This window comes from Azospirillum sp. TSH20 (assembly GCF_003115935.1).
Lineage (GTDB): Bacteria > Pseudomonadota > Alphaproteobacteria > Azospirillales > Azospirillaceae > Azospirillum.
Map to the genome: position 1 here is coordinate 15,397 of NZ_LGQU01000060.1, position 25,338 is coordinate 40,734.

The 25,338-nt window shown below is 68.1% G+C and carries 22 protein-coding genes; 6 read left to right on the top strand and 16 right to left on the bottom strand.

Translation table 11 applies throughout. The annotated features are described in order from the left end of the window. Nucleotides 1-215: 215 nt before the first annotated feature. The 4 genes from TSH20_RS17380 to TSH20_RS17395 all read right to left on the bottom strand — a co-directional run bounded on the left by TSH20_RS17380 (nt 216) and on the right by TSH20_RS17395 (nt 4,156). On the bottom strand, nt 216-1,022 hold the full coding sequence (locus TSH20_RS17380; protein WP_158282012.1) for an alpha/beta hydrolase: 807 nt from the start codon (nt 1,020-1,022) through the stop codon (nt 216-218). A gap of 171 nt (nt 1,023-1,193) precedes the next feature. Next, nucleotides 1,194-1,523 carry an HPF/RaiA family ribosome-associated protein gene (locus TSH20_RS17385; RefSeq protein ID WP_109075909.1) on the bottom strand — a complete coding sequence of 110 codons (330 nt, stop codon included), beginning with the start codon at nt 1,521-1,523 and terminating at the stop codon, nt 1,194-1,196. Between the two features lie 211 nt (nt 1,524-1,734). Beyond that, the gene (locus TSH20_RS17390; RefSeq protein WP_109075891.1) at nt 1,735-2,829 is read right to left on the bottom strand and encodes a putative sulfate exporter family transporter; all 1,095 of its coding nucleotides are present in this window, start codon (nt 2,827-2,829) and stop codon (nt 1,735-1,737) included. Between the two features lie 124 nt (nt 2,830-2,953). Then, complete coding sequence (locus tag TSH20_RS17395; RefSeq protein ID WP_109075892.1) at nt 2,954-4,156, bottom strand: AAA family ATPase; 1,203 nt, start codon at nt 4,154-4,156, stop codon at nt 2,954-2,956. A gap of 129 nt (nt 4,157-4,285) precedes the next feature. Between TSH20_RS17395 and TSH20_RS17400 the strand changes: the two genes are divergently transcribed. Next, a complete protein-coding gene (locus TSH20_RS17400) occupies nt 4,286-5,260 on the top strand; it encodes an MBL fold metallo-hydrolase (RefSeq protein ID WP_109075910.1) in 975 nt (324 codons plus the stop codon). A gap of 6 nt (nt 5,261-5,266) precedes the next feature. Here TSH20_RS17400 and TSH20_RS17405 read toward each other — a convergent pair whose 3' ends face one another. After that, a complete protein-coding gene (locus tag TSH20_RS17405; RefSeq protein ID WP_109075893.1) occupies nt 5,267-6,253 on the bottom strand; it encodes an aldo/keto reductase in 987 nt (328 codons plus the stop codon). A 170-nt stretch (nt 6,254-6,423) separates the two neighbouring features. Between TSH20_RS17405 and TSH20_RS17410 the strand changes: the two genes are divergently transcribed. After that, nucleotides 6,424-7,530 carry a hypothetical protein gene (locus TSH20_RS17410; RefSeq protein WP_109075894.1) on the top strand — a complete coding sequence of 369 codons (1,107 nt, stop codon included), beginning with the start codon at nt 6,424-6,426 and terminating at the stop codon, nt 7,528-7,530. Nucleotides 7,531-7,542: 12 nt separating this feature from the next. Here TSH20_RS17410 and TSH20_RS17415 read toward each other — a convergent pair whose 3' ends face one another. Then, nucleotides 7,543-8,040 (bottom strand): Lrp/AsnC family transcriptional regulator, encoded by a 498-nt coding sequence (locus tag TSH20_RS17415; RefSeq protein ID WP_109075895.1) that lies wholly within the window; start codon nt 8,038-8,040, stop codon nt 7,543-7,545. Nucleotides 8,041-8,149: 109 nt separating this feature from the next. On the opposite strand from TSH20_RS17415, the gene TSH20_RS17420 reads away from it, so the two are divergent. Together TSH20_RS17420 and TSH20_RS17425 are read left to right on the top strand one after the other, a co-directional pair. After that, on the top strand, nt 8,150-9,052 hold the full coding sequence (locus TSH20_RS17420) for an EamA family transporter (RefSeq protein WP_109075896.1): 903 nt from the start codon (nt 8,150-8,152) through the stop codon (nt 9,050-9,052). Between the two features lie 90 nt (nt 9,053-9,142). Next, on the top strand, nt 9,143-9,973 hold the full coding sequence (locus TSH20_RS17425) for a molybdate ABC transporter substrate-binding protein (RefSeq protein WP_247871609.1): 831 nt from the start codon (nt 9,143-9,145) through the stop codon (nt 9,971-9,973). A gap of 4 nt (nt 9,974-9,977) precedes the next feature. On the opposite strand, the gene TSH20_RS17430 is transcribed toward TSH20_RS17425, so the two are convergent. Genes TSH20_RS17430 through TSH20_RS17440 form a run of 3 tightly spaced genes read right to left on the bottom strand, consistent with a single transcriptional unit; the run spans nt 9,978 to nt 13,021 of the window. Next, entirely contained in the window at nt 9,978-10,292 is a 315-nt protein-coding gene (locus TSH20_RS17430; RefSeq protein ID WP_109075897.1) for a hypothetical protein, read from the bottom strand. A gap of 1 nt (nt 10,293) precedes the next feature. After that, nucleotides 10,294-11,637: an acyclic terpene utilization AtuA family protein gene (locus tag TSH20_RS17435; RefSeq protein ID WP_109075898.1), complete on the bottom strand. Its 1,344-nt coding sequence runs from the start codon at nt 11,635-11,637 to the stop codon at nt 10,294-10,296. Between the two features lie 34 nt (nt 11,638-11,671). Continuing rightward, nucleotides 11,672-13,021 carry a citrate:proton symporter gene (locus TSH20_RS17440; RefSeq protein ID WP_109075899.1) on the bottom strand — a complete coding sequence of 450 codons (1,350 nt, stop codon included), beginning with the start codon at nt 13,019-13,021 and terminating at the stop codon, nt 11,672-11,674. 309 nt (nt 13,022-13,330) lie between these two features. On the opposite strand from TSH20_RS17440, the gene TSH20_RS17445 reads away from it, so the two are divergent. Together TSH20_RS17445 and TSH20_RS17450 are read left to right on the top strand one after the other, a co-directional pair. After that, the gene (locus TSH20_RS17445; protein WP_109075900.1) at nt 13,331-14,266 is read left to right on the top strand and encodes a LysR family transcriptional regulator; all 936 of its coding nucleotides are present in this window, start codon (nt 13,331-13,333) and stop codon (nt 14,264-14,266) included. 131 nt (nt 14,267-14,397) lie between these two features. Next, nucleotides 14,398-16,092, top strand: a complete 1,695-nt coding sequence (locus tag TSH20_RS17450) for a cache domain-containing protein (RefSeq protein ID WP_109075901.1) — start codon at nt 14,398-14,400, stop codon at nt 16,090-16,092. 30 nt (nt 16,093-16,122) lie between these two features. Here TSH20_RS17450 and TSH20_RS17455 read toward each other — a convergent pair whose 3' ends face one another. From TSH20_RS17455 to TSH20_RS17485, 7 genes are all read right to left on the bottom strand, one after another. Next, the gene (locus TSH20_RS17455; protein ID WP_109075902.1) at nt 16,123-17,223 is read right to left on the bottom strand and encodes a lactonase family protein; all 1,101 of its coding nucleotides are present in this window, start codon (nt 17,221-17,223) and stop codon (nt 16,123-16,125) included. Between the two features lie 90 nt (nt 17,224-17,313). Continuing rightward, the gene (gene garD / locus TSH20_RS17460) at nt 17,314-18,837 is read right to left on the bottom strand and encodes a galactarate dehydratase (RefSeq protein ID WP_109075903.1); all 1,524 of its coding nucleotides are present in this window, start codon (nt 18,835-18,837) and stop codon (nt 17,314-17,316) included. 205 nt (nt 18,838-19,042) lie between these two features. Further along, the gene (gene gudD / locus TSH20_RS17465; protein ID WP_109075904.1) at nt 19,043-20,380 is read right to left on the bottom strand and encodes a glucarate dehydratase; all 1,338 of its coding nucleotides are present in this window, start codon (nt 20,378-20,380) and stop codon (nt 19,043-19,045) included. 41 nt (nt 20,381-20,421) lie between these two features. Next, a complete protein-coding gene (locus tag TSH20_RS17470; protein ID WP_109075905.1) occupies nt 20,422-21,510 on the bottom strand; it encodes a mannonate dehydratase in 1,089 nt (362 codons plus the stop codon). Nucleotides 21,511-21,577: 67 nt separating this feature from the next. Beyond that, the gene (locus tag TSH20_RS17475) at nt 21,578-22,966 is read right to left on the bottom strand and encodes an MFS transporter (RefSeq protein ID WP_109075906.1); all 1,389 of its coding nucleotides are present in this window, start codon (nt 22,964-22,966) and stop codon (nt 21,578-21,580) included. 163 nt (nt 22,967-23,129) lie between these two features. Then, nucleotides 23,130-24,041, bottom strand: a complete 912-nt coding sequence (kdgD, locus tag TSH20_RS17480; protein WP_109075907.1) for a 5-dehydro-4-deoxyglucarate dehydratase — start codon at nt 24,039-24,041, stop codon at nt 23,130-23,132. 263 nt (nt 24,042-24,304) lie between these two features. Then, nucleotides 24,305-25,036 (bottom strand): FadR/GntR family transcriptional regulator, encoded by a 732-nt coding sequence (locus TSH20_RS17485; protein WP_247871714.1) that lies wholly within the window; start codon nt 25,034-25,036, stop codon nt 24,305-24,307. Nucleotides 25,037-25,338: the final 302 nt, after the last annotated feature.

Consider the following 25,338-nt stretch of genomic DNA (forward strand, 5'->3'; position numbering starts at 1 on the left):
GTGCGTCTCCGTGCGTTTGCTCGCGGCCCGGCGTCTCCGTCTTCCGGAAAACCGCCCGCCCGACTTGCCCACACAGGGTAAACGCGACCATATGCCGCGAACCACTAGACGCAGATTAACCACGGCAGTGTTTAGGTCGAACCACCCTATACCTTGGTTTAGGTTCTAAATGTTCGGCGCAGGATTTCCGTAACACCATCACTAAATTAGCAAACTCAGGAGAGATGGCGGGCAAGCGCGGCGATCACCGTGTCGGGCGCCGACAGGTGGGGCAGATGGCCCGATGCGTCGAGGATCTCCAGTACGCTGTCCGCCAGATGGTCGCGCAGAAACTCCGCCGCCTCAATGGTCACCGCGGGATCCTGCCGGGTCTGCAGGATGACCACCGGCACCGTGACATCGCCCAGGCGACTGCGCAGATCGCTGCGCAGCACGGTCAGCAGCAGCGACAGCGCCATGTCCGGGCGCATCGCCCGCATGCTGGCGACGAACTCCCGCACCGTCGGGTCCTCCGCCGGACGGTCGACGACCATTTGCCCGAAACGCGCGGTCCACTGCATATAGTCCTGGGTCGCGCTGTCGATCAGTCCGTTGATGTCGCCGCCGTCGAACCCGCCGCGATAGTCGCCGACATTGCCGTAGCAGGCCGACGCACCCAGCATGATGAGCTTGCGGAACTGGTACGGCGCCCTGATCGAGGCCAGCGCCGCCACCATCCCCGCCACCGAATGCCCGACGCACACGCAATTCTCGATCCTCAGCGCTTCAAGGACGGCCGTCACGTCGCGGGCATAGGCGTCCAGGGAGCCATAGTGGACATGGTCGAAGTGGGATTGGCTTCCCGGCCCGACTCCCGCCAGATCCAGCAGCACGATGCGATAACCGCCCCGGAATGCCGCCACCACATGGCGCCAGGCCACCTGTTCGGTGCCGAAGCCGGGTATCAGGACCAGCGTCTCCGCCCCCGATCCGACCACGGAGACATTGTGGCTCTCCAGAATCGAGGAACTGTTTTCGATCATTTCAGGACCCTGACGATGGGCATTGGGTGATACAACCATAGTGTGCAGCGCACCCGCAAGCAGGATCGGTCCGGCACAGTCCCGACGCAGAAATGCAATGCGCCCGTCCGGACGGACCGGACGGGCGCGGAAGGGAAGGTTCAGGGTAGGTCTGCTGGAAGGCGCCGGCCTTCACTCGCCGCGCTGTTTCTCGGCGAAGCGCTCCAGCGAGCGGCGGGCGGCGTCGAAGGCATCGCGGATGGCCGCATCGGCGCTTTCGTGGGCATGGTTGCCGGACTTGTCGCTGTGCACGACCAACTCGTCACCGGGAACGATCAGCGCGACCTGGACGGTGTAATGCTTGCCCTGATGCTGGTGGCGGTGCGGCACCTCGAAGACCACGCGCTTGGCCATGATGCCGCCGAAGAAGCGGTCGAGCTTGTCGGCATGTTCGCGGATCAGATGCTCCAGGGCGGGAGAGGGGTCGATGTTGCGGAAGGCGATCTGCAGCGGTTGACGCATGACCATACTCCTTGTTCTGCGCGGGAGCGGCACCTGCAAGGCGTCTCCCCCGCGGGGCCCGCCCCGCCGCCCGGCCGATTGGTTTGGGGGGCCGGCGGGAGGGGTTGGTAATCTCAGGATCGCACAGTGGCGGAATCCTGCATTAATCTGAATCAATGCGCTCCCTGGTTGCTGGATGTAGACTCCCGCCCGTTTCAGGCCCAGGCGGATCTCAGGCCAGCCCGATCAACCGGATCAGCGTCAGGCTGATGCCGCCCAGCACCAGCAGCGACAGGACGACCGCCGCGGTGACCCGCCCGCCGGCCCGCGCCACCGTCCGCACATCGACCCCCAGCCCCAGCGCCGCCATCGACACCACCGTCAGCAGGGTCGCCGCATGCTCCATCGCCGGCAGGGCGGCCGGGGGAATGAGCCCCAGCGAGCGCAGGACGATCATCGCCAGGAAGCCCTGGATGAACCACGGCACCAGATGGTGGACCGGCGGATGGGTCCGGCGCGGACGCTCCGCCATGTCGGCGCCGGCGCCGGTATCGCCCCCCGCCCCCTCCCCGCCCAGCCGCGGCGCCAGCAGCGACAGCAGCAGGCAGACCGGCCCCAGCATCAGCACCCGCACCAGCTTCACCAATGTGCCGATCTGCACGGCGGTGGCGCCCAGCGGCGCGGCGGCGGCGATCACCTGCGGCACGGCATAGACGGTCAGCCCGGCCAGCGCGCCGTACTGCACGCCGCTCAGCTGCAGCCCGATGCCGAGCAGCGGCAGGCCGAGCACGACGGCGACGCCCAGCACGGCGGTGAAGGCGATGGAGGCGGCGACATCGTCGCTGTGCGCGTCGATCACCGGCGCCACCGCGGCGATGGCCGAATTGCCGCAGATCGCGTTGCCGCAGGCCACCAGCACCGCCATGCGCACCGGCAATCCGAGCAGCCGCCCGATGCCGAAGCCGGCCAGCAGCGCCATCGCCACCACCGCCGCGATGCCCAACAGAAGGGCCGGCCCCGCCGACAGGATGGTGGCGGCGCTGACCGACGCGCCGAGCAGGACGACCGCCACCTCCAGCAGGATCTTGGCGGAAAAGCCGATGCCGGGATGCCAGCGCGCCGATGGCGTCCAGGCGGTGCGGATCACGGTGCCGATCAGGATCGCCAGGACCAGCGCCTCGATCCAGGCTTGGCCGAACAGCGCCACCTCCGCCGCCGACGCCGCGAAGGCCAGGGCGGTCACGGCGACGCACAGGGCAAGGCCGGGCAGAAGGCCGCCGGCGCGGGAAAGCACGGGGCTTCCCGGTGCTGCGGTATCACGAACCATGGGAAGAAGTCTCCGGAAGCGGTCGGGAGCGGAAAATACCGTCCCGACACGTGAAATATGGAGACCACTTCCGATCACATCCAACGCAAAGAAGTGATGCGTTCGATAAACTGGATTTATTGGTTCAGGCCGGCAGGCAGTCGTCGAATTCGGGAACCTGCCACGGCCCGCCGAGGTCGGCGTTGCGCAGCAGAAGCACCAGCTCCTCGCGCGAGCGGGTGACGGCGGTGTAGAGCCAGCGCCAGCGGTGCTCGCGGAAGGCGGCGGAATCGTCGACCACGGTGACCGACGGGAACTCCGACCCCTGCGAGGCATGGCAGGTGATCAGCCACGCCCAGTCATAGAGCTGGATGTCCTTGCCCACCCGCGGCTGCACCATGCCTTCGCTGTAATGGGCCTGGAACATCCAGGGATGGACGATCAGCTTGCCGCGCGACCGCACCTCGTCCTCCATCTGCACGCCCAGCGACCACAGGCCGGCCTCGCGGCCCTGCGCCTCGGCGGCCGGACGGGTCAGCGCGCCGATCATGCCGTTGTACAGCCCCTCGTCCTTCTGGTTGCGCCGGCAGATGACCCGCTCCCCCGCCTGCGGCATCACCGAATCGTGGCCCAGCAGCTTGCGCATCCGCTTGGTGTAGGTGGTGCGGACGCGGTGGGTGCCGCAGATCGCCTGCGCCGACGTCCGCATCACCAGCGACTGGGTGCGGTTTTCCAGCGGCAGCACATGCACCTTGCCGACGGAACCGAAGCGCCGGGGCATCTCCTGCCGGCGCAGCAGATGGGCCAGCCGGATCACCGGGCTTTCGCGGGCGGTGCGGTGCGGCTCGGTCAGGCGGAAATCGGGTTCGCCGCTGGTGAACAGCCCCTGGCCGGAGACCGGCGGCAGCTGGTAATCGTCGGCGATGACCAGGATCTTCTTGCCGGTCCGCATCAGGTCGCGCGCCAGATCGTCGCCGATCATCGACCCCTCGTCGCAGACGATCAGGTCGGCGTCGGCCACCGGCCCGTCGCTGCGGCGGGCGAAGAACAGCTCGCCGGTGTCGCCGTCCTTGCGCGGGGCGTAGAGCAGCGAATGCAGGGTCGCCGCCCCCTCGATGCCTTTCTGGCGCAGCACCTGCGCCGCCTTGCCGGTGGGGGCGCCCACCACATAGTCGGTCAGCCGGCGGCGCTCCAGCAGATGCTCCAGCACGAAGGCGGTGGTCTTGGTCTTGCCGGTCCCGGCCTCCCCGGCCAGCCAGAAGACCTGCTGGGCGTCATCGTCCTTGTACCAGGCGTCGATCGCCTGGATGGCGCGATGCTGCTCGTCGGTCGGGGTATCGGACTGCATTGGATCGAACCGGGATCAAACCATGAATGAAGACGGCACAGTAGCCCGAGCACGCACCGATGGTCCATAGAACTTCGCCGCAGCGACACCATCTCCTCCGGGACCATCGTTGCAAAGGAACCGATGCGCATGCGCAATCCCTATTGGCAGGGTCCCGCCACGTCGAACTTCGACGGGCTGCGCTTCTTCAATCCGGGCGAGCCGGAGACCGACCGCAGCCTGCGCCAGCTGCTCCGCTGGCAATGGGGCCGGAAGGCGGCCAAATGGCCGCGGCGGGTGCCGGTCGCGCCGGTGATACCGGCCCGGCACGTCGATGGGCTGCGCGTGACGGTGGTCGGCCATGTGACGACCCTGATCCAGGGTGCCGGGCTGAACGTCCTGACCGATCCGGTCTGGTCCGACCGCGCCAGCCCGGTCCGCTTCGCCGGGCCGAAGCGGGTGACCGCGCCGGCCATCCGCTTCCACGACCTGCCGAAGATCGACGCCGTTCTGCTGTCGCACAACCATTACGACCATCTGGACGTGGCGACCCTGAAACGCCTGCACCAACGCGACGCGCCGCTGATGGTCACGCCGCTCGGCAACGACACCATCCTGCGCAAGCATATCCCCGGCGTACGGACGGCGGCGGGCGACTGGTGGAGCCGGTTCGAGCTGGGGGGGCAAGCGGAGGTCCACATCGTACCGGCCAACCACTGGTCGTCGCGCACCGGGCGCGACCGCCGGATGGCTCTGTGGGGCGGCTTCGTCCTGCGCACGCCCGCCGGCTCGGTCTATTTCGCCGGCGACACCGGCTATGGCACCGGCGCCGCCTTCCGCGCCATCGGCGAGCGGCTGGGGGCCTGCGATCTGGGGCTGATTCCCATCGGCGCCTATGACCCGCGCTGGTTCATGTCCGCCCAGCATTGCGACCCGGACGAGGCGGTGCGGATCATGCTGGACGTCGGGGCGAAGAAGGCCGTCGGCATCCACTGGGGCACCTTCTCCCTGACCGACGAGGCGCGGGAGGAGCCGCCGCAGCGGCTGCGCACGGCGCTGGCCGCCCACGGCATCGCCCCCGCCCGCTTCGAGGCCGCCCATCCCGGAACCGTGGTGGAGGGCTGACGCTCCTTAAGCCGGCGTCGGCGCCTGTTCCGGCAGGACGCCCGACGCCTTCAACTCCCGCCAGAAATCGCCGGGGATCGGCTGCCCCATCAGGTCGACATTCTCCCGCACCCGCGCCGGGTTCTTGGTGCCGGGAATGACCGAGGCGACGACCGGATGCGCGGCGCAGAACTGCAGGGCGGCGGCGCGCAGATCGACGCCGTGGCGTTTGGCGATCTCCGCCAGCCGATCACGCGCCGCCACCTTGTCGGACGGGGCCTCCTGATACTCGAAAGTCTTGCCCCCGGCGATCAGGCCGGAATTGTAAGGGCCGCCGACCACCACATGCACGCCGCGCTCGCCGCAGCGCGGGAAAAGCTCGTCCAGCGCCGGCTGGTTCAGCAGGCTGTAGCGCCCGGCCAGCAGGAAGACGTCCGGGTCCGCCCGCTCCAGCGCCATCACGCAGGGCTCCACCCGGTTGACGCCAAGGCCCCAGGCGCGGATCACCCCCTCTTCGCGCAGCCGGGTCAGCGCCACGGCGGCGCCTTTCATGGCGGTGTCGAACACCTCCAGCCAGCGGTCGCCATGCGCATCCTCGGCGCAGTCGTGGATATAGGCGATGTCGATGCGGGCCATGCCCAGCCGCTGCAGGCTGTCCTCGATCGACCGCCGCACGCCGTCGGCGGTGTAGTCGTAATCGACGCGGAACGGCTGTCCCTTGACGAAGGGACCATGCTTTCCTCCCTTGCTGGAATCGGCGCGCAGCAGCCGGCCGACCTTGGTCGACAGCACGAATTCGTCGCGCGGCCGGTTGCGCAGGACATGGCCGAAGCGATGCTCCGAAATGCCGGGCCCATATTCGGGGGCGGTGTCGAAATAGCGGATACCGGCGTCCCAGGCGGCATCAAGCGTGGCCTCGGCCGTCTCGTCCGACACCTCCTCGAACATGTTGCCCAGGGGCGCGCCACCGAAGCCGAGCGGGCCGGGCGGGGCGAAATGCGTGCTGTTGGACATGGAGGAAAACCTTTCCGTCTCTGACGCCTGATCGTTGCACCCGGTCAACACCGCGCTTCGCCGGGCCGTTCCGGTCCCATACGGCCACTGCCGACCGTCCAGCCGGCGCTTGATTGCCATTCCGGCCATGCCCAGCTTGCTACGCGGAACGGATGGAGACCAGGGCGCGGATGGCGATGGGAGCGGATGACAGCACGGAAATCCTCGGCGAGGCCCGCCGCATCCTCGCCGCCGGGGACGAAAGCGCGCTGGCGCCCCCGGCAATGCTCGGCGATCTGGAAGCGCTGCTCGCCGATACCTTCGACGAGAGCTACACCGCCGAACGGGTGCTCGCCCTGCTGACGCCCGCCCGCCGCCGCGCCCTGAAGAACCGCTTCGCAGCCGCTGACGACAGTGGCGGCACCGAGGTCTGGCTGCCTGCCGACATTCTGGACCGGCTGCGCAGCGTCGCCGACACCCCGCTCGACGCCATCCGCGCCCTGCTGGACAGCGGGCGCGGCCTGCCGGAGCCGGGCAGCGAGGAGCATTGCCGCAAGCGCCGCTGCGACCCCCATGTGCTGCTGTCCGACCCAACCACCTGGCAGTGCCGGACCTGCGGCCTCGCCGGCCGGGTCGATCTGCCGCCGAACCCCATTGTCGCCGCCCACCTGATCGACCAGCGCAGCCGAGTCGCCGAGTTGCACGCCCTGGCCGCCGCGCTCTACGAGGGATGGGCGGCCGGCGACCGCTTCACCGTCGCCGACGCCGCGGCGAACCGTCAGCCCGGCATCCCTGCCGACCGCGACCGGCTGAAGGCCCTGCTTGCCGACCTTCTGCGCGAGGGCCTGCTGGAAGAGGCACCCGGCCCGCGCGGCGGCGCCGGCTACCGCGTGCTGGAAGAGCCGCCGGACTGGATCGCCGACGCCCTGGCCGACCGCCGCCGCCAGCGCGAGGCGGAGGCCCGCATCCGCGAGGACCGGGCGGCTGCCTTGCGCCAAGTCCTGGAAGACGGCCTGACCCACACCACCGTCGCCGGGGAAATCGTGGAGATCGCCCAAAGCGAGCGCGGGCTGGAACTGCGCTTCCCCGCCATCCCCTCCTGGGAGTTGCGCGAGGAAATGAAGCGCCAGGGCCATTGCCGCTGGGACGGCCGCCGCCGCCGCTGGTGCCGCACCTCCCCCGTCACCAGTGTCGAACCCTGGCTGGCCGCGGCGCTCGACGCCGGCGCCACGGTGGCCCCGCTGGGCACCGCCGACCCGGATGCGGAGGATTGGGGGTACGAGGAGTGGCCGGACTGAAAGCCGGCCACCCTACAAATCCACCTCCAGCGTCACCTTCACCGGGTCGAGCACGACCATCGTCTGGAAGGACTGCACCAGCTCGTTGTCGGCGAACAGGCGGCGCGACAGCACCTCGTAGCTCGCCATGTCCGGGACCAGCAGGATCAGGACGAAACTGGCCTTGCCGGTGATGAAATAGCACTGCTGCACCTCCGGCGCCTCGCGGAACAGCCGCTTGGCGGCGGCGATGGTGGGCGAACGGTCGTTGACGGTCTGGACCTCCACCACCACCGTCACGCCCTGCCCGACCGCGGCCGGATCGACCACCGCCACGTTGCGGCGGATGACTCCGGCCGCCTCCATGCGGGCGATGCGGCGCTGCACCGCCGGGGCGGAGAGATGGACCGCCTCGCCGATTTCGCGCTGCGAGGTCTTGTTGTCGCGCTGCAGGATGCGCAGGATCGCGCGGTCCTGGTCGTCGAGCTGATTGGCCAACTGGTCGGGCGGGCGAGCGATCGTTGAGCGCATGGCGGCTTTCGCGAAAGAACGGTGCGTCTAACTCCCGAAACTTAAGCGCCCGGCGCCCCTTCGTCACAGTATCTTTTCGCCTGATCATCCTCTGCCAGGAGCCGGGCGCGTGGCGAACGCATCCATCGACACCACACCCGCAACCGCCGCGCAGGCTGAGCCGGCGGCGCTGCCGCTGCTGCTTCTGCTGGCGTCGCTGCTGTCGCAATATGTCGGAGCGGCCTCGGCGAAGTCGCTGTTCCCGCTGGTTGGGGCGGAGGGGGTGACCGGCCTGCGCGTCGGGCTGTCGGCGCTGATGCTGCTGGCGATCCTGCGGCCCTGGCGCCGCCTGCCGGGACGGGCGGACCTTGGCAATCTGCTGGTCTACGGCGCCACGCTGGGGGCGATGAACCTGTCGATCTACCGGGCGATGGAGCTGATCCCCATCGGCATCGCCATCGCCATCGAGGTGACCGGGCCGCTGGCGGTGGCGCTGCTGGGGTCCCGCCGCCTGAAGGATTTCCTGTGGATCGCCTGCGCTGCCGTGGGCCTCGTCCTGCTGCTGCCGCTGCGGGAGGCGTCCGCCGCGCTGAACCCCGTCGGCATCGCCTATGCGGCGGCGGCGGCCTTCTGCTGGGCGCTCTACATCGTCTTCGGCAAGCGCGCCTCCGCGCTGCCGGGGGGGCAGGCGGTGGCCTGGGGCATGCTGGTGGCGGCCAGCTTCACCGTCCCGCTGGGGATCGCCCACGCCGGTGCCGGGCTGCTGGTGCGAGCGGTCCTGCTCACAGGATTCGCCGTTGCGGTGCTGTCCAGCATGGTGCCCTACCTGCTGGAGATGATGGCGCTGCGCCGCCTGCCCAGCCATGTCTTCGGCCTCGCCGTCAGCGCGTCGCCCGCCGTGGCGGCGCTGATCGGCTTCCTGATGCTGGGCGAGCGGCTGAGCGCCGTGCAGTGGGCCGCCATCGCCTGCATCATGTTCGCGTCGGCCGGCAGCGCGCTGGCCAAGGGAAAGAGCCGGCACGACGCGGCGTAGGCGGCCGGATGCATATCGAACGGCCTTCTTCGCGCTGCATCCCTTTTCGCTATGATGAAACGATCATAACAATGGGGGGGGAAATTGTCCATGCCGTTCCGGATCCGCCGTGCCTTGCTGGCAGCCACCGCGATGCTGCCCGCAGCGTTGCTGTCCTCCCTGCCGGCACAAGCCGCCTCGGCCGAGCCGGTGCGGGTCTATGCCGCCGGCAGCCTGAGGGCGGTTATGGGCAAGATCGCCAAGGCTTATGAAGCGGCGCAGGGCATTCCGGTCGCCGGCACCTTCGGCGCCTCCGGCCTGTTGAAAGAGCGGCTGGAAAAGGGCGAGGCGGCGGACGTCTTCGCGTCGGCCAACATGGAGCATCCCCGCGCGCTCCACGCCGCCGGACTGGCCGAACCAGTCCGAGCCTTCGCGCGCAACACACTGTGCGCGCTGACCAAGCCGGGTCTGACGATCACCCCCGACACGCTGCTGGACCGCATGCTCGACCCTGCGGTGCGGCTCGGCACATCGACTCCGAAGAACGATCCGGCAGGCGACTATGCCTGGGAACTCTTCGCCAAGGCCGACATGATGCTGCCGGGCAGCGGTGCGGCACTCGATGCCAAGGCGATCGAGGTCACCGGCGGACCGCAAGCCCCTCAGCCGCCGGAAGGCCGCAACGCCTATGCCTGGCTGATGGAGCGGGATGCGGCCGACCTGATCCTCACCTACTGCACCAACGCCCGCCTCGCCACCCGCGAGATTCCGGCGCTGGGCGTGGTCGCCGTGCCGGAGCCGTTGAGCGTCGGTGCGGAGTACGGCATCACCTTGATGACCAGGGACGATGCCACACGCGGGCGGGGGTTCGTCGACTTCGTGCTCTCCCCGCCCGGACAGACGATCCTGCAACGCCACGGCTTCCAGCCGCCGGCGCGCTGATCCCTCACACTGCAGAGTCGGGAACCTCGAGGTCGAGCAGCGCCGACGCCAGACACTTGCCATGGGCGTCGAGCGCCAGCGAGCGGGTCACGCCGCCGCCCAGCGCCTGCCGCATCACGAAGTTCAGGGCGCCGATGCTGGAGATTTCATACCGCACCACCTCGCCATGGACGATCTCGTAGAACAGCGCCTTCACGCGCTCGGCGGTGACATGGGCCTCGATCAGCGGATAGTCCGCCTCGTCGAAGGCGATGACGGAGATGTTGGAGATGTCGCCCTTGTCGCCGGTGCGGGAATGGGCGATGTCGCGGAGTTTCATGTCACGCCTCCATAAACTCGATTGCCGGATTGGCCAGCCCGCGGGGCAGCAGGGCCGACAGCATCGCGACCACGTCCTTCGCCGATTTGGTCGCGCCGCCGCCACTGGCCGGGCCGTTGGTGTAGAGGGTTTCGACCTCGTTGCCGATGCGCTGCGCCTCCTTCAGGCTGCCGGTGCGCCCGACCACGCGGACCCGAACCTCATAGGGCTCCCGCCCGCCGGCGGTGGACAGCGCGTCACCGTGGATCGAATCGACGCCGATCAGGTCGAAGCGCAGTTCCGTCGCCTCGACGCCGGTCAGCGCCATCCGCTCGCGCACGATGTCCAGCGCCAGCCGGCCGCGCCCGACGGCACCGGGACCGGCGTAGGAGATCTGCCCCTCGCCGATGAAGCTGTCGACATAGCCGACCGAGACCTTCAGCGTCTCCGGACGCCGCCGCCCGGTGGCGCCGGAAACCCGCACCCGATCCGGCCCCTCCTGCACGAATCGCACCTGCGAGAAATCGGCCACGACATCCGGCGTGAAATAGGCGGCCGGGTCGTGGATTTCGTAGAGCAGCTGTTCCTTGCAGGTGGCGGTGGTCACAGCACCACCGGAACCGGCCACCTTGGTGATGACGGCGCCGCCGTCCTCCCCCACCTCGGCGATGGGAAAGCCGAGACGGGCAAGCCCGGCCACGTCCTTCACGCCCGGATCGGCGAAATAGCCGCCAGTGATCTGGCCCGCGCATTCCAGCAGATGCCCGACCACCGTCCCCTTGCCCAGCAGGTCCCAATCCTCCATCGACCAGCCGAACTCGAAGATCTGCGGGGCGAGGAATAGGGCGGGGTCGGCGACGCGGCCGGTGATGACGATGTCGGCCCCGGCCTTCAGCGCCTCGACGATGGCTGCCGCTCCGAGATAGGCGTTGGCCGAAACCAGCCTGTCGGCCATCGCCGCGACCGGCGCGCCGGTTTCCTCGATGCGGTGGCCGCCGGACTTCAGCGTCTCCAGCACGTCGTCGCCCGACACCGCGGCGATCTTCAGCCCGCCGAGACCGAGCGAGCGGGCGATGTCCCGCACCCTAGCCGCGGCGGCGGCCGGGTTGGCCGCCCCCATGTTGGTGATGATGCGGATGCCCTTGTCATGGCAGGGCCGCAGCACCGCCAGCATGCGTTCGGCCAGCAGCGGGTCATAGCCCTGCGAAGGATCCTTCAGCTTGGCGCCCTGGGCGATGGCGATGGTGCGCTCCGCCAGGCATTCGAAGACGAGATATTGGATGTCACCCTTTTCGGCCAGTTCCACGGCCGGCTCGATACGGTCGCCAGAATAGCCGGCGCCCGATCCGATGCGGATGGTTTTCATGACGTGCTCCTGTCTGCGGCTCCCTTGAGCCGCGTCAGAACGGGATGACCCCCAGGACGGCCGCGGCGATGGTCATGACCACCGAGGCGGCGAACAGGTAGGGGATCGAGAATTTCTGGTGCTCGCCCAGCCCGATGCCGCACAGGCCGACGACGAGGAAGGTGGCGGGGGTCAGCGGGCTGACCGGGAAGCCGACGGTCATCTGGCCGAGAACGGAGGCCTGGGCGATCTGGATCGGGTCGCCGCCCAGCGTCTTGTAGACCTCGGCGATCACCGGCATCATGCCGAAATAATAGGAGTCCGGATCGAACAGCAGGCTGAGCGGCATCGACAGGATGCCCAGCGCGAAGGGCACATGCTGCGCCATGTCGGGCGGGACGAAGGCGACGGCCGACTGCGCCATGGCGCTCAGCATCTTGGTGCCGCTCATGATGCCGGTGAAGACGCCGGCCGCCAGCAGGATGCTCGCCATCATCAGCGCCGCCTTGGCATGGGCGTCGACGCGGTCCTTCTGCATCTTGACGTCGGGGTAATTGATCATCAGCGCCAGCACGGTGCCGATCATGAACATCACCACCGGGTCGACAGCCCCCTCGATCATCACCGCCATGATCGCAAGCGTGAGGATCAGATTGACCCAGAACAGCTTCGGCCGGCGGATCTTGATCTGCTCCGGCGTCAGCACGCGCGGGGCCGGGCCGGCTGCAACGCCGCCTTCCACGCCCATGGCGCCGACCGAACGCGCCTCTCCCGCCGCGAGCCGTCCGGACGACAGGCCGAGACGCCGCTCCTCACGCTTGCCCAGCAGGAAGGCGACGGTGAAGATGAACAGCAGGCCGACGCCCTGCACCGCGATCAGCGGGTTGAAGATGTCGGTCACCGGCACCTTCAGCGCGGCGGCCGACCGGATCATCGGCCCGGTCCAGGGCAGGAAGTTGACGCCCGCCGCCATCGACACGCACAGCGCCAGGATGCGCTTGTCCATGCCCAGCCGGTCATAGAGCGGCAGCATTGCCGGAATGGCGATGAGGAAACAGACCGCGCCCGACCCGTCGAGATGGATCAGCAGCGCCAGCAGGGTGGTGCCGACGGTGATGCGCGCCGGCCGCGTGCCGACCAGGCGCAGGATGCGGTCGATGATCGGATCCATCATGCCGGCATCGGTGACGACGCCGAAGAAGATGATGGCGAACACGAACATGCCGGCGGTCGGCGCGATGGAGCGGATGCCGGCGATGATGAACTTGCTGGTTTCAAGACCGAAGCCGCCCGCCAGCGCCGCGACGATCGGCACGGCGATCAGCGCGACCAGGGGCGACATCCGGTTCGTCATGATCGCCGTCAGCAGAACGACGATGGTGGCCAAGCCGAGTAGCGCGAGCATGTGACCTCCTCTAAGACCATTGTTATTGTTGTTCATTCGGTTTTTGCGATCCTTCCGCCGCGCGCAAAGAAACAGGGCTGCCGACTGCGGACAGCCGGCGCCGCTCTCCGAGTAACACCGCGGAGGAAATTTCCCTAAAACTTGCTCTTTTCACCCGCCGGCAGGCGGCGTGGCATAGTCAACGCCCCGCCTTTTTGACGGATCGCGCCGAGCCGGCGTCCTTGATTGACACTGTACGGACCCTCAATCAGATTAGAGAAATGAATTTGTTGTATCACCGAAATCCGTTTTGATTATAAGAGGCGCGCCATGCTCCAGGGCGTGAGACACATCAAGGCGTTCGTCGCCGTCGCCCGCCTCGGCAGCTTCACGAAGGCGGCGGCGGAGGTCAACGTGTCGCAACCGGCGCTGACCGTGCAAATCCGCCAGCTTGAAGAGAGTTTGGGCGTACGGCTGTTCGACCGGAACAAGCGCCACGTCGTGCTGACCCAGGCCGGGCGGGACCTGCTGCCAGCCCTGCAGCGGGTGCTGGCGGAACTGGATGCGGTGATGAGCGTCAGCCACGATCTGGCCGGGCTGCGGCGCGGGTCGGTGTCGGTCGCCACCCTGCCGTCGGTGGCCGCCGGCCTGCTGCCGATCGCCATCCGCCGCTTCGCCGCCAATCACCCGAACATCGACGTGAAGGTCAGCGACGTCGTCGCCGAGCGGATCATCCAGCTGGTCAAGGCGGAGGAGGTCGATTTCGGGATCGGCAGCCGGGTCGGCCCGGATCGCGACGTCGAGGTGATCGATTTCCTCTGCGACCGGATGTGCGCCTTCTTCCCCGCCGACCATCCGCTGAACGGACGGCGTCCGCTGCTGCTGAAGGACATCGTCGCCTATCCGCTGATCCTGACGGCGCGCGGCACCAGCGTGCGGTCTCTGGTCGAACGCGCGCTGGAAAGGGAAGGCCTGGAAATCAGCCTGTCCTGCGAGGCGAACTACATGTCGACGGCGGTCGGGATGGTGCGGGCCGGGCTGGGCGTCTCGGTGCTGCCGGAATCCGCTGTCGACGCCGCCTCCTGCGACGGCATCGTCGTCGAACCGATCCGCGCCGCCGGTCTGGTGCGACGGATCGGCTTCATCCGCAAGGCCGGCCGGTCGCTGTCGCCGGCGGCGGAACGCTTCGCCCTGCTGCTGCGCGAGGTCGCCGGCCCGACGCTGGCCCACTTCTCCAGCATGGAGAGTGCCGCCACGAAGCCGTAATCAGGGCGGAAGAATTTTTTAACTCGATAGTGTTATTTTATTACTGAAATCAGCCAATCCGATTTCAGCTGCCCCCTCTGTTCGTAGTATATCAGTTGCCGCCCCCTGATGCGCGCGACACGAAGGTCCCCATGAAAATCCTGGAAAATCTGACGATCCGAGCAAAGCTGACCGCCCTGGTCGCCTTGTCCATTCTGGCCCCGGCCGTCGTGATCGCCATCAGCAGCAGCTTCACCCACCAGCGCATGGTCGACGACCGCATCGACACCATCCGCTCCGCGGTGGAACTGGCGGTCGGCATGGCCAAGGGACTGAATGCCGAAGTCGAGGCCGGAATCCTGCCCCGCGAGGAGGCATTGGCGCGCTTCCGCAACGCGGTGCATGCGATGTCCTACCATGACGGCGCCGACTATCTCTTCGCCTACGATCTCAACGGCATCGCCGTCGCCAACCCCTCCAACCACAAGGCGGTCGGCACCGACCGCATCGGGCTGCAGGACAAGGTCGGCAAGTTTTTCGTCCGCGAGATCGTCGAAACGCTCCGCAAACAGGACAACGCCATCATCCATTATGTCTGGCCTAAGCTGGGGTCGGACGTCCCGCTGCTGAAGACCAATTATGTGAAGCGTTACCAGCCGCTGGGGCTGATCGTCGGCTCCGGCGTCTATACCGACGACATCGACGCCGCCTATTACGACTTCCTCCGCCGGACGGGCACCGCCACCGCCGCGCTGATCGTCGCGCTGGTGCTGATCGGGTTCCTGGTCAACCGCGACATCGTGCGCTCGCTGCACCGGTTGCGGGACAAGATGACCGCGCTCGCCGCCGGCGACCTCGCCGTCACCTTCCCGGAAGCGGCCCGCCGCAACGAGATCGGCGGGATGGCGCAGGCGCTTCAGGTGTTCAAGGAGCATGCGCTCGCCAAGGCCAACCTGGAGGCGAGCCAGGCCGAACAGGCGGAGCGGGCCGCGGCCGAGAAGCGGGAGGCGATGACGGCGCTCGCCAGCCATTTCGAGCAGACCGTCGGCAACCTGATCCACGACGTGGCCAGCGAGGCGGACGGCATCGAACGGCGCGCCCAGGACATGACGCGCGCCGCCGACGAGACCGGCACGCTGGCCGGCGCCGTCGCCACGGCAACCGAGCAGACCTCGGCCAATGTCCAGACCGTCGCCGCGGCGACGGAGGAACTGACCAGTTCGATCAACGAGATCAGCCGGCAGGTCGGCGAGTCGGCCGAAATCGCCCGCGAAGCGGTCGAAAGCGCTGAGCGCGCCAATGGCAAGGTCGAGGGGCTGGCCGGCGCGGTGGAGCGGATCGGCGCGGTCGTCGAACTCATCAACTCGATCGCCAGCCAGACCAACCTGCTGGCCCTGAACGCCACCATCGAGGCCGCCCGCGCCGGAGAGGCCGGCAAGGGCTTCGCCGTGGTGGCGCAGGAGGTCAAGGCGCTCGCCACCCAGACCGCCAGGGCCACCGAGGAAATCGCTGCCCAGGTCGCCGGCATCCAGACCGAGACCGGCCGGGCGGTTCAGGAGATCAAGGGCGTGGCGCAGGTCATCGGCCGGGTCAACGACGTCGCCACCTCTATCGCGTCGGCGGTCGAACAGCAGGGGGCGGCGACCCGCGAGATCAGCCGCAACATCCAGCAGGCCGCCCAGGGAAGCCACGAGGTTTCCTCCAGCATCGGCGGCGTGAACAGTGCCGCCGGACGCAGCGGCAAGGTCGCCTACGAGGTGCTGGAGAATGTCCGGCAGCTGTCCGTGCAGACCGACAGCCTACGCGACGAGGTCACCCGCTTCCTGACCCAGGTGCGGACCGGCTGACCGGCCCCTCACCGAGGCGGCTGCGCCGCCTCACTTCACGGTGACGAACTCCACCCAGTTCGGCTGCTTGCCGGTCGGATAGCGGGCCAGCGTGGTCAGCGCGCCGCTGCCGCCGTCGATGTGGTAGACCGTCATGCCGTCGGACTTCTCGCCCACCGCCGCCAGGAAACGGCCGGTCGGGTCGATGTTGAAGCCGCGCGGCTGCTCTTCGGTCGCCACGCTGCCGAGCGGGGTCAGCAGGCCGCTTTCCGGGTCGATCCGGAAGGAGCGGATCGTGCTGGTCTGCCGTTCGGAGATGTAGAGGAAGCGGCCGTCCGGCGTCGCATGGATGTCGGCAGCCCAGGGCTCACCCTTGAAATCGGCCGGCAGGGACGGCAGGCGCTGTTTTTCCGTCAGCGTGCCGGTCTTGGGATCGTACGCGAACACCGCGACGGCGGCATCCAGCTCGTCCACCAGATAGAGATGGCGGGCGTCGGGATGGAAGGTGATGTGGCGCGGCCCAGACTTCGCCGGCAGCGCCACCGACGGCGGGTCGTTCTCGCTCAACGTTCCGGTGGCCGCGTCGAGGCGGAACTGCACCAGCCGGTCGGACCCCAGGTTGGTGGCGAAGGCGAAGCGGTTGTCGGGCGACGGCTGGATCGAATGGGCGTTCTTGCCGGTCGCGACCACCTGCTGCGGCGCCCCCACCTTGCCGTCCGGCCCAATCGGATTCACCGCCACCTTGTCGCCGCCATAGGATGCGCTCAGCAGATACTTGCCGCTGCGGTCGGTGACGACGTTCGCCATGCTGTCGGCCAGCGGACCGCTGCCGAGATGGCTCAGCATCCCGGTCGCCGCATCGATGGCGAAGACCTGCACCTGATAGGGCTGCGACCGCACGCCGGCATAAAGGAAGCGCCGGTCCGGGCTGACCGCCAGGGGGGTGGAGGAACCGGGCTTGTCGACCCCGACGAAGGGCACCGTCCCCATCGGGGTCATGGCGCCGGTCTCGCCGTTCAGGCGAAAGACGCTGATGTCGTTGCTGGCGGCATTCGACACATACGCGAAGCTGTCGGCTTGCGCCGGCACGGCTGCGATGAAGGCAGCGGAAGACAGCAGCATCGCCAGGGCGATGCCGTAACGGCGTCCCATGATTTCCTCCCTTATGTGGTTGTCCACCCGCCGCGGGCGCCGGTTGCTCCGATCATCTCCGCGGCAGGGGGCATGAGATCCAGCCCCCGATCAGGTCACTGGCGCCGGGTTGAACAGGGTCAGCGCGTTGCGCAGGCCCCAGTGGTCGGCCCAGGTCTGCTTGCTGCCGCTCGCCACCTCCAGGATCAGGCGGAACAGCTCCCAGCCCACATCCTCGATGGTGGCCTCGCCGGTGGCGATGCGGCCGGCGTCGACGTCGATCAGGTCGTGCCAGCGCGAGGCCAGCTCCGTCCGCGTCGCCACCTTGATGACCGGCGCCATGGCGAGGCCATAGGGCGTGCCGCGGCCGGTGGTGAAGACCTCGATGTTGCAGCCCGACGCCAGTTGCAGCGTGCCGCAGATGAAGTCGCTGGCCGGCGTGGCGGCATAGAGCAGCCCCTTGCGCGTCGCCCGCTCGCCCGGCGACAGCACGCCGACGATCGGGCTGGTGCCCGACTTGGCGATGGAGCCCAGCGCCTTCTCCACCACGTTGGCGAGGCCGCCCTTCTTGTTGCCGGGGGTCGGGTTGGCGCTGCGGTCGGCCGACCCGACCTGGAGGTAATCGTCGTACCAGCGCATCTCGCGGATCAGCGCGCGGCCGGTCTCCTCGTCGATGGCGCGCGGGGTCAGCAGATGGATGGCGTCGCGCACCTCCGTCACTTCGGAGAACATCACCGTCGCCCCGGCCCGCACCAGCAGGTCGGCGGCATAGCCCACCGCCGGGTTTGCGGTCACCCCGGAAAAGGCGTCGCTGCCGCCGCATTGCAGCCCGACGACGAGATCGGACGCTGGGCAGGTCTCCCGCCGCCGCTCGTTCAGTTGCGCCAGCCGGCGGTCGGCCATCTCCAGGATGGACGCGACCATGTCGCCGAAGCCCTGGTGGCGTTCGTCCTGCAGGGTGACGATGCTCGGCTCCACCCCGGCCGGCAGCAGCCGTTCCGGCTGGAGCTTCTCGCAGCCCAGCCCGACCACCATCACCGCCCCGCCCAGGTTGGGGTTGCGGGCGAGGTTCTGCAGCGTGCGGATCGGCACCACCGCCCCCGGCGCGTTGATCGCCACGCCGCAGCCGTAGGTGTGGTTCAGCGCCACCACATCATCGACGTTGGGGTATTTGGGCAGCAGCTCCTTCTTGATGCGGTCGATGGCGAAATCCATCACCCCGGCCACGCACTGCACGCTGATGCTGATGCCCAGCACATTCTTGGTGCCGACCGTCCCGTCGGGATTGCGGTAGCCCTGGAAGCTATAGCCGTCCAGCGCCGGGGCGTCGGGCGGCACGGCGGTCGCCAGCGGCAGTGTGTCCAGCTCCGGCGCATCCGGCAGGCGGACCAGCGATTCCTCGATCCAGGCGCCGCGGCGGATCGGCCGGGCGGCGGTGCCGATCACCTGCCCGTAGCGGACGATCGACGCCCCCTCATCCAGATCGGCGAGCGCCACCTTATGGCCCTGCGGCACGAAGTCGGTCAGGACCAGCCCGCACTCGAACTCCGTCCCCGGCGGCAGCCCGCCGGAATTCACCACGATGGCGACGTTGTCCTCGGGATGGACCAGGATATAGAGAGGCTTCTGGGTCATGGCTTGCCCTGAGTGTGTCGGGATGAGTTGGAGTTCGCGGGCTAAACGCCCTCTCCCGCCCCGGGAGAGGGAGGGACCCGCCGAAGGCGGGAGGGTGAGGGGTGATCCAAGGAACCCGAACCGCATGGCTCCTTGCACTGCCCCTCACCCTTCCCACTTCGTGGGCCCCTTCCCTCTCCCGGGACGGGAGAGGGAGGATCAGCCCTCACCGCACCAGACACGGCCGCTTGTTGTCGAACGTCCAGCCGGCGATCAGATACTGCATCGCCGTGGCGTCGTCGCGCGCCCCCAGCCCATGGCGCTTGTAGAGGTCATGCGCCTTCGCCAGCTCGTCCATGTCGATCTCGACGCCCAGGCCGGGCTTCTGCGGCACGGCGACCAGGCCGCCCTCGATGCGGAACGGCTCCTTGGTCAGGCGCTGGCCGTCCTGCCAGATCCAGTGGGTGTCGATGGCGGTGATCCGGCCCGGCGCGGCGGCGGCGACATGGGTGAACATCGCCAGCGAAATGTCGAAATGGTTGTTGGAGTGCGACCCCCAGGTCAGCCCCCACTCATGGCACATCTGGGCGACGCGGACGGACCCTTGCATGGTCCAGAAATGCGGGTCGGCCAGCGGGATGTCGACCGACTGCAGCTGGATCGCATGGCCCATCTGGCGCCAGTCGGTGGCGATCATGTTGGTGGCGGTCGGCAGGCCGGTGGCGCGGCGGAACTCCGCCATCACCTCGCGGCCGGAATAGCCCTGCTCGGCGCCGCAGGGATCCTCGGCATAGGCCAGCACGTCGCCCTTCCCCTTGCACAGGCGGATCGCCTCCTCCAGCGACCACGCGCCATTCGGGTCGAGCGTGACGCGGGCCTGCGGGAAGCGCTTCGCCAGCGCCGTCACCGCCTCGATCTCCTCCTCGCCGCGCAGCACGCCGCCCTTCAGCTTGAAGTCGTTGAAGCCGTAGCGGTCATGGGCGGCCTCGGCCAGCCGCACCACCGCGTCGGGGGTCAACGCCACCTCGTTGCGCAGGCGGAACCAGTCGTCCTTGGCGTCCGGCTCCGCCCGGTACGGCAGGTCGGTCTTCTTGCGGTCGCCGACGTAAAACAAGTAGCCCAGCATCTCCACCGCGTCGCGCTGCTGTCCCTCGCCCAGCAATGCGGCGACCGGCACCTCCAGGAACTGGCCCAGCAGGTCGAGCAGCGCCGCCTCCAGCGCCGTCACCGCATGGATGGTGATGCGCAGGTCGAAGGTCTGCAGCCCGCGCCCGCCGGAATCGCGGTCGGCGAAGCCGCGGCGCACGCTGTTCAGGATGGCGTTCCAGGCGCCGACCGGCTGGCCGACCACCAGGGCGCGGGCATCCTCCAGCGTCTGGCGGATCTTCTCGCCGCCCGGCACCTCGCCGACGCCGGTGTGGCCGGCGCTGTCCTTCAGGATCACCACGTTGCGGGTGAAGTAGGGCGCATGGGCGCCCGACAGGTTCAGCAGCATGCTGTCCTGGCCGGCGACCGGCACGACCAGCATTTCGGTGACTTTGGGCGAGGACATCTGAGTGGCCATGGTGCGGGGTCTCGAAAGCGGGAAATGCGGGAAAGAGCGGATCAGGCGGCCTGCAGCAGCGCCTGGGTATAGCCGAGCGCGAAGGCGAAGAAGCGCTCGCGATCGGGATCGACCTCGGAGAAGGGCACATGGTCGGGGCAGAGGATGCCCTTGTATCCGACCTCGCGATAGGCGCGGATGCAGGCCGCCATGTCGACCGACCCCTCATCCGGCATCGCCTCGCGGAAGTCGAGGTAACCGCCCTTGATGTTGCGGAAATGGACCATGAAGATGCGGTTCTGCGGCCCGAACTCGCGGATCGCCTCCAGCACCGTCTCGGTCGGGTTGCGCGACATCTCGGCGATGGTGCCCTGGCAGAAATTGAAGCCGAGCGACTTGCTTTCCGGCGCCAGATTGATGAAGCGCCGCAGGCCGTCCAGCGACCCCAGCACATGGTGCACGCCGTTCAGTCCGCCCGGCGGATAGGCCGGGTCGTGCGGGTGGCAGGCCAGCTTGACGCCGGCCTTCTCGGCGGTCGGCAGGATCGCCTCCACCAGATATTCGATGGCGCGCCAGCCGTCGGCCTCGCTGACGCCGCCGGCCTCGCTCGCCATCACCTGCCCGCAGGTCTCCGGCGCACCGCGTGTCTCCAAAGGCGACGGCTTGGTCCCCGTCTCGTCCTCCGGCAGCACGGTGCCCCAGTAGGAGAAGCGGGCGTCGTTCTCCGCCTTGTACTCGTCGGCGCGGAAGGTGCTGCACTTCATGCCGCCCCGGCCGTCGACCACGCCGGTGCGGGTGATGCCGACCATGGCGACCGTGTATTTCACCGTATCGACACCGCCGTCCGCCGCGGCGCGGATGTTGTGGCGCAGCCGCTCCGCCGTCGCCGCCGCCTTCTCCGGCGCCCGCAGGCTGTCGAGCAGGATGGAGCCGACGTCCAGCGCCAGACAGTCCAGCGTCAGGCCATGGCCCTCCACCCACTTGCGCTGGGCGGCGACCTTGCGGCCGTCCCACAGGCCGGCCTCGACATCACCGTCGGCCATCACCGGCGCGTTCGGCCGGCTGTCGATGACGATGCCCCTGGCGCCGAGCTGGGCGGACAGGCGCAGGCGCTTGTCGGTGGGGTTGATGAGCTGTTCGCCGATATACATGGGATGACCTCTGCCAAACCGTTCGACACGGACCGGATCGGGGGCGGGAACCCCGCCCCGCCGGCCGTTACGTCCTCAGTTCCATCCGCTTGATCTCGCCGACGATGACAAGATAGCTGACCGCCGCGATCAGGGCGTTGGCGCCGACGAAGACCAGCGCGCCGTTGAAGGAGCCGGTGGTCTGGATGATGTAGCCGATGATGATCGGCGTGGTGATCGACGAGATGTTGCCGCACATGTTGAACACACCGCCGCTGAGACCGGTGATCTCCTTCGGCGCGCAGTCCGACATGACCGCCCAGCCCAGCGCCCCGATGCCCTTGCCGAAGAAGGCCAGCGCCATCAGCGATACGATGATCCACTGCAGGTCGGTGTAGTTGCAGGCGATCATGGCCATCGACATCAGCATGCCCAGCACGATCGGCGTCTTGCGGGCCGCGGTCAGGGAATAGCCCCGGCGCAGCATGGCATCCGACATCACGCCGCCCAGGATGCCGCCGGCGAAGCCGCAGATCGCCGGGATGGAGGCGATGAAGCCGGCGTTCAGGATCGACATGCCGCGAGCCTGGACCAGATAGACCGGGAACCAGGTGATGAAGAAATAGGTGATCGCGTTGATGCAGAACTGGCCGAGGAAGATGCCGACCATCATGCGGCTGGCGAAGAGCTGGCGGATGTAATCCCATTTCGCGCCGCTCTCGGCCACCGCCGTCTTCTTGCCGTCATCCATGTTGACCAGACCGCCGCCGGCGGCGATGTAATCCAGCTCGGCCTGATTGATGCGGGGATGGTCCTTGGGAGCATAGACGGTCTTCATCCACACGCCGGCCATGACGATGCCGAGGCCGCCCATGACGCCGAACACCCAGTGCCAGCCGAAGGAATGGGTCAGCCAGCCCATCAGCGGCGCGAAGATGACCGTCGCGAAATACTGGGCGGAGTTGAAGACGGCCGACGCGGTGGCGCGCTCGTTGCCCGGGAACCATGCCGCCACCACGCGGCTGTTGCCGGGGAAGGACGGCGCCTCGGCGAAGCCGACGGCGAAGCGCAGGGCGAACAGCATCATGACCGCGGCCCCGCCGGCCAGGAAGCCGATGGTGCCCTGCATCAGGGTGAAGACCGACCAGGTGAAGATGCTCAAGCCATAGACGATCTTCGACCCGAAGCGGTCGAGCAGCCAGCCGCCCGGCAGCTGGCCCAGCACATAGGCCCAGCCGAAGGCGGAGAAGATGAAGCCCATTTCCGTCGCGCTGATTCCCAGCTCCTTGGAGATCACCGGGCCGGTGATCGACAGGGTGGCGCGGTCGGCGTAATTGACGACCGTGACCAGGAACAGCATCGCGAGGATGAGGTAGCGGACGTTGGTCCGCTTGGCCGTGGCCGCTGCGGCGGAAAAGGCGGACCGTTCGGCCGCGCCGTTGGCGGCGGTGTTCTCGGCGGTGCTCTCGAATGTCATGGAATTTCCTCCCTCAAGGCATGAGGGCGGGCAGGCGCGGCAGTCCGTTCCCGGACCCGTTCGACGGATCCGGCGTCATTGGCTGCACCTTGTGTCCGGCGTCGGGGACTGAAGCCCGGCGCCTGCCCGACCGGCGATGGCGTGTTGCCGTGGCTTATTGGAGTTACTGGGGACCCAGCGCCTCGATCAGGGCGCGCAGTTCCTCGACCTCGGCCGGCGTACAGTCGGTCAGCGGCGCGCGCACCGGGCCGGCGGGTCGGCCGACGATGGCGGCGCCCGCCTTGACGATGCTGACGGCATAACCGGCCTTGCGGTTGCGGATCGCCAGATAGGGCAGGAAGAACTGGTCGAGCAGCCGGTCGGTGGTGGCGGTATCGCCCGACGCGACCGCGCGGTAGAACTCCATCGCCGTGCGCGGGATGAAGTTGAAGACGGCCGACGAATAGACCGGCACGCCGATGGCGCGGTAGGCGGCGGCATAGACCTCGGCGGTCGGCAGGCCGCCCAGATAGCTGAAGCGGTCGCCCATCTTGCGGCGGATGGTCGTCATCATCTCGATGTCGCCCAACCCGTCCTTGAAGCCGATCAGGTTGGGGCAGCGCTCCGCCAGCCGGGCCAGCCGGTCGGCGCCCAGCTTGCAGGTGGCGCGGTTGTAGATGATGACGCCGATGCCGACCGACTTGCAGATCGCCTCGACATGGGCGGCGACGCCCTCCTGGTCGGCTTCGGTCAGATAATGCGGCAGCACCAGGATGCCGGCGGCGCCGGACTTCTCGGCGGCCTGCGCCATCTCGATCGCGATGCGGGTGGAGTAGCCGACGCCGGCGATGATCGGCACATCCTTGCCGCAGACCTCGACGGCCAGCGACACGATGCTCTTGTGCTCGTCCGGGGTCAGGGAGAACAGCTCCCCGGTGCCGCCGGCGGCGAACAGGGCGGACGCGCCATAGGGCTTCAGCCATTCCAGGCGGCGGGCATAGCCGCCCGGCTCGAAGGTGCCGTCGGCGGTGAAATCGGTCAGCGGGAACGACAGAAGACCTTCGCTGACGACGGCCTTCAGGGCTTGCGGTTCCATCGGGGGCATCCTTGGAAAAACGGTGGTGACTGTCCGCGGAGACGAAGCCGCGGGCCGGTGTTGCGGCGATCCGTTCGACACCGGCGGCGTCCGATGACAGGACGACTACCATCATATCAGTCATCATACAAGTGGTTTGATGCGCGCCAAGGCAATCAGCCTTCCCACCAATCGGCAGGCGGTAAACGCCCTCTCCGGCCCCGGAGCGGGCGCAACAGGCGACAGCTTTTCTGCTGTGTCGGGGACCGAACTTGGCCCGGCGTTCAGCCCGCCGCGGCGGCCGTCTTGAAATCGCCGCCGGCGCGCAGCCGGTCGCGGCTGCCGTTCAGATGCAGGCGGATGGCGGCGCGGGCGCCTTCCGGATCCTGGCGTTCGATGGCGGAATAGATGGTCTGGTGCTCGTCGTTGATCCGCCGCAGATATTGCCGGCGCGAATCGCCTTCCAGATGGCCGTAGCGCACGCGGGCGCGCGGGATCAGCAGCGAACCGAGATAGGAGAACAGGGCCAGGAAATGCTTGTTTCCGGTCGCCGCGGCGATCGCGCTGTGAAAGGCCAGATCGGCGTCGATGGCATCCTCGCCCGCCTCCACCGCCGCCGTCATGGTGTCCAGCGCCTCGCGCATGCGGGCCAGTTGGCTGTCGTCACGGCGGATGGCGGCCAGATAGGCAGCTTCCGATTCCAGGCTGATGCGGACCTCCAGCACCGAAATCGCCTCGTTCACCGCCTCCAGTGACGATTCCTCGATGCGGAAGGGCAGGATCGCGGCGTCGCGCAGGACGAAGGCGCCCAGCCCCTGCCGGGTGGAGACCATGCCGACCGCCTTCAGATTTGCGATCGCCTCGCGCACCACGGTGCGGCTGACGCCGAATTCGTCGATCAGATCCTGTTCGCTCGGCAGCCGGTCGCCGCTCTTGAACTGTCCGCTGGAAATCCGTTCGGCCAGGGCATCCACCAGTTGCTTCGCCAGCGGATCCCGGCGCCTGCGCGCTGTCATCACCATCCTCACCCAACCTGAGGCTCCGGGCCGAACGCCCGTCACCACGCCACCCGGAAAGTTAACACCCACAAAACCTATACGACAATAGACAAGCAAACCAGGGCGGCAGCACGATATTGGCGCATATGGGCGGGTTGGCGGTTGCGGACTTGTATGATGAGTGATGACGTGATAGATGGCATGCCCAGCAGATGAACGCGGATTGCGGCATCGTTAGACCCCCACCTAACCTCCCCCGCTCTCAGCGGACCTACGGTCCGCCTGCCGCGTCAGCACAAAGCATAGCTTTGTGCGAGAGC

Coding starts and splice junctions, on each gene's coding strand:
- TSH20_RS17380 (WP_158282012.1), bottom strand. CDS start 1,022: ATGATCGAAAACAGTTCCTCGATTCTGGAGAGCCACAATGTCTCCGTG.
- TSH20_RS17385 (WP_109075909.1), bottom strand. CDS start 1,523: ATGCGTCAACCGCTGCAGATCGCCTTCCGCAACATCGACCCCTCTCCC.
- TSH20_RS17390 (WP_109075891.1), bottom strand. CDS start 2,829: ATGGTTCGTGATACCGCAGCACCGGGAAGCCCCGTGCTTTCCCGCGCC.
- TSH20_RS17395 (WP_109075892.1), bottom strand. CDS start 4,156: ATGCAGTCCGATACCCCGACCGACGAGCAGCATCGCGCCATCCAGGCG.
- TSH20_RS17400 (WP_109075910.1), top strand. CDS start 4,286: ATGCGCAATCCCTATTGGCAGGGTCCCGCCACGTCGAACTTCGACGGG.
- TSH20_RS17405 (WP_109075893.1), bottom strand. CDS start 6,253: ATGTCCAACAGCACGCATTTCGCCCCGCCCGGCCCGCTCGGCTTCGGT.
- TSH20_RS17410 (WP_109075894.1), top strand. CDS start 6,424: ATGGCGATGGGAGCGGATGACAGCACGGAAATCCTCGGCGAGGCCCGC.
- TSH20_RS17415 (WP_109075895.1), bottom strand. CDS start 8,040: ATGCGCTCAACGATCGCTCGCCCGCCCGACCAGTTGGCCAATCAGCTC.
- TSH20_RS17425 (WP_247871609.1), top strand. CDS start 9,143: ATGCCGTTCCGGATCCGCCGTGCCTTGCTGGCAGCCACCGCGATGCTG.
- TSH20_RS17430 (WP_109075897.1), bottom strand. CDS start 10,292: ATGAAACTCCGCGACATCGCCCATTCCCGCACCGGCGACAAGGGCGAC.
- TSH20_RS17435 (WP_109075898.1), bottom strand. CDS start 11,637: ATGAAAACCATCCGCATCGGATCGGGCGCCGGCTATTCTGGCGACCGT.
- TSH20_RS17440 (WP_109075899.1), bottom strand. CDS start 13,021: ATGCTCGCGCTACTCGGCTTGGCCACCATCGTCGTTCTGCTGACGGCG.
- TSH20_RS17445 (WP_109075900.1), top strand. CDS start 13,331: ATGCTCCAGGGCGTGAGACACATCAAGGCGTTCGTCGCCGTCGCCCGC.
- TSH20_RS17450 (WP_109075901.1), top strand. CDS start 14,398: ATGAAAATCCTGGAAAATCTGACGATCCGAGCAAAGCTGACCGCCCTG.
- TSH20_RS17455 (WP_109075902.1), bottom strand. CDS start 17,223: ATGGGACGCCGTTACGGCATCGCCCTGGCGATGCTGCTGTCTTCCGCT.
- garD (WP_109075903.1), bottom strand. CDS start 18,837: ATGACCCAGAAGCCTCTCTATATCCTGGTCCATCCCGAGGACAACGTC.
- gudD (WP_109075904.1), bottom strand. CDS start 20,380: ATGGCCACTCAGATGTCCTCGCCCAAAGTCACCGAAATGCTGGTCGTG.
- TSH20_RS17470 (WP_109075905.1), bottom strand. CDS start 21,510: ATGTATATCGGCGAACAGCTCATCAACCCCACCGACAAGCGCCTGCGC.
- TSH20_RS17475 (WP_109075906.1), bottom strand. CDS start 22,966: ATGACATTCGAGAGCACCGCCGAGAACACCGCCGCCAACGGCGCGGCC.
- kdgD (WP_109075907.1), bottom strand. CDS start 24,041: ATGGAACCGCAAGCCCTGAAGGCCGTCGTCAGCGAAGGTCTTCTGTCG.
- TSH20_RS17485 (WP_247871714.1), bottom strand. CDS start 25,036: ATGACAGCGCGCAGGCGCCGGGATCCGCTGGCGAAGCAACTGGTGGAT.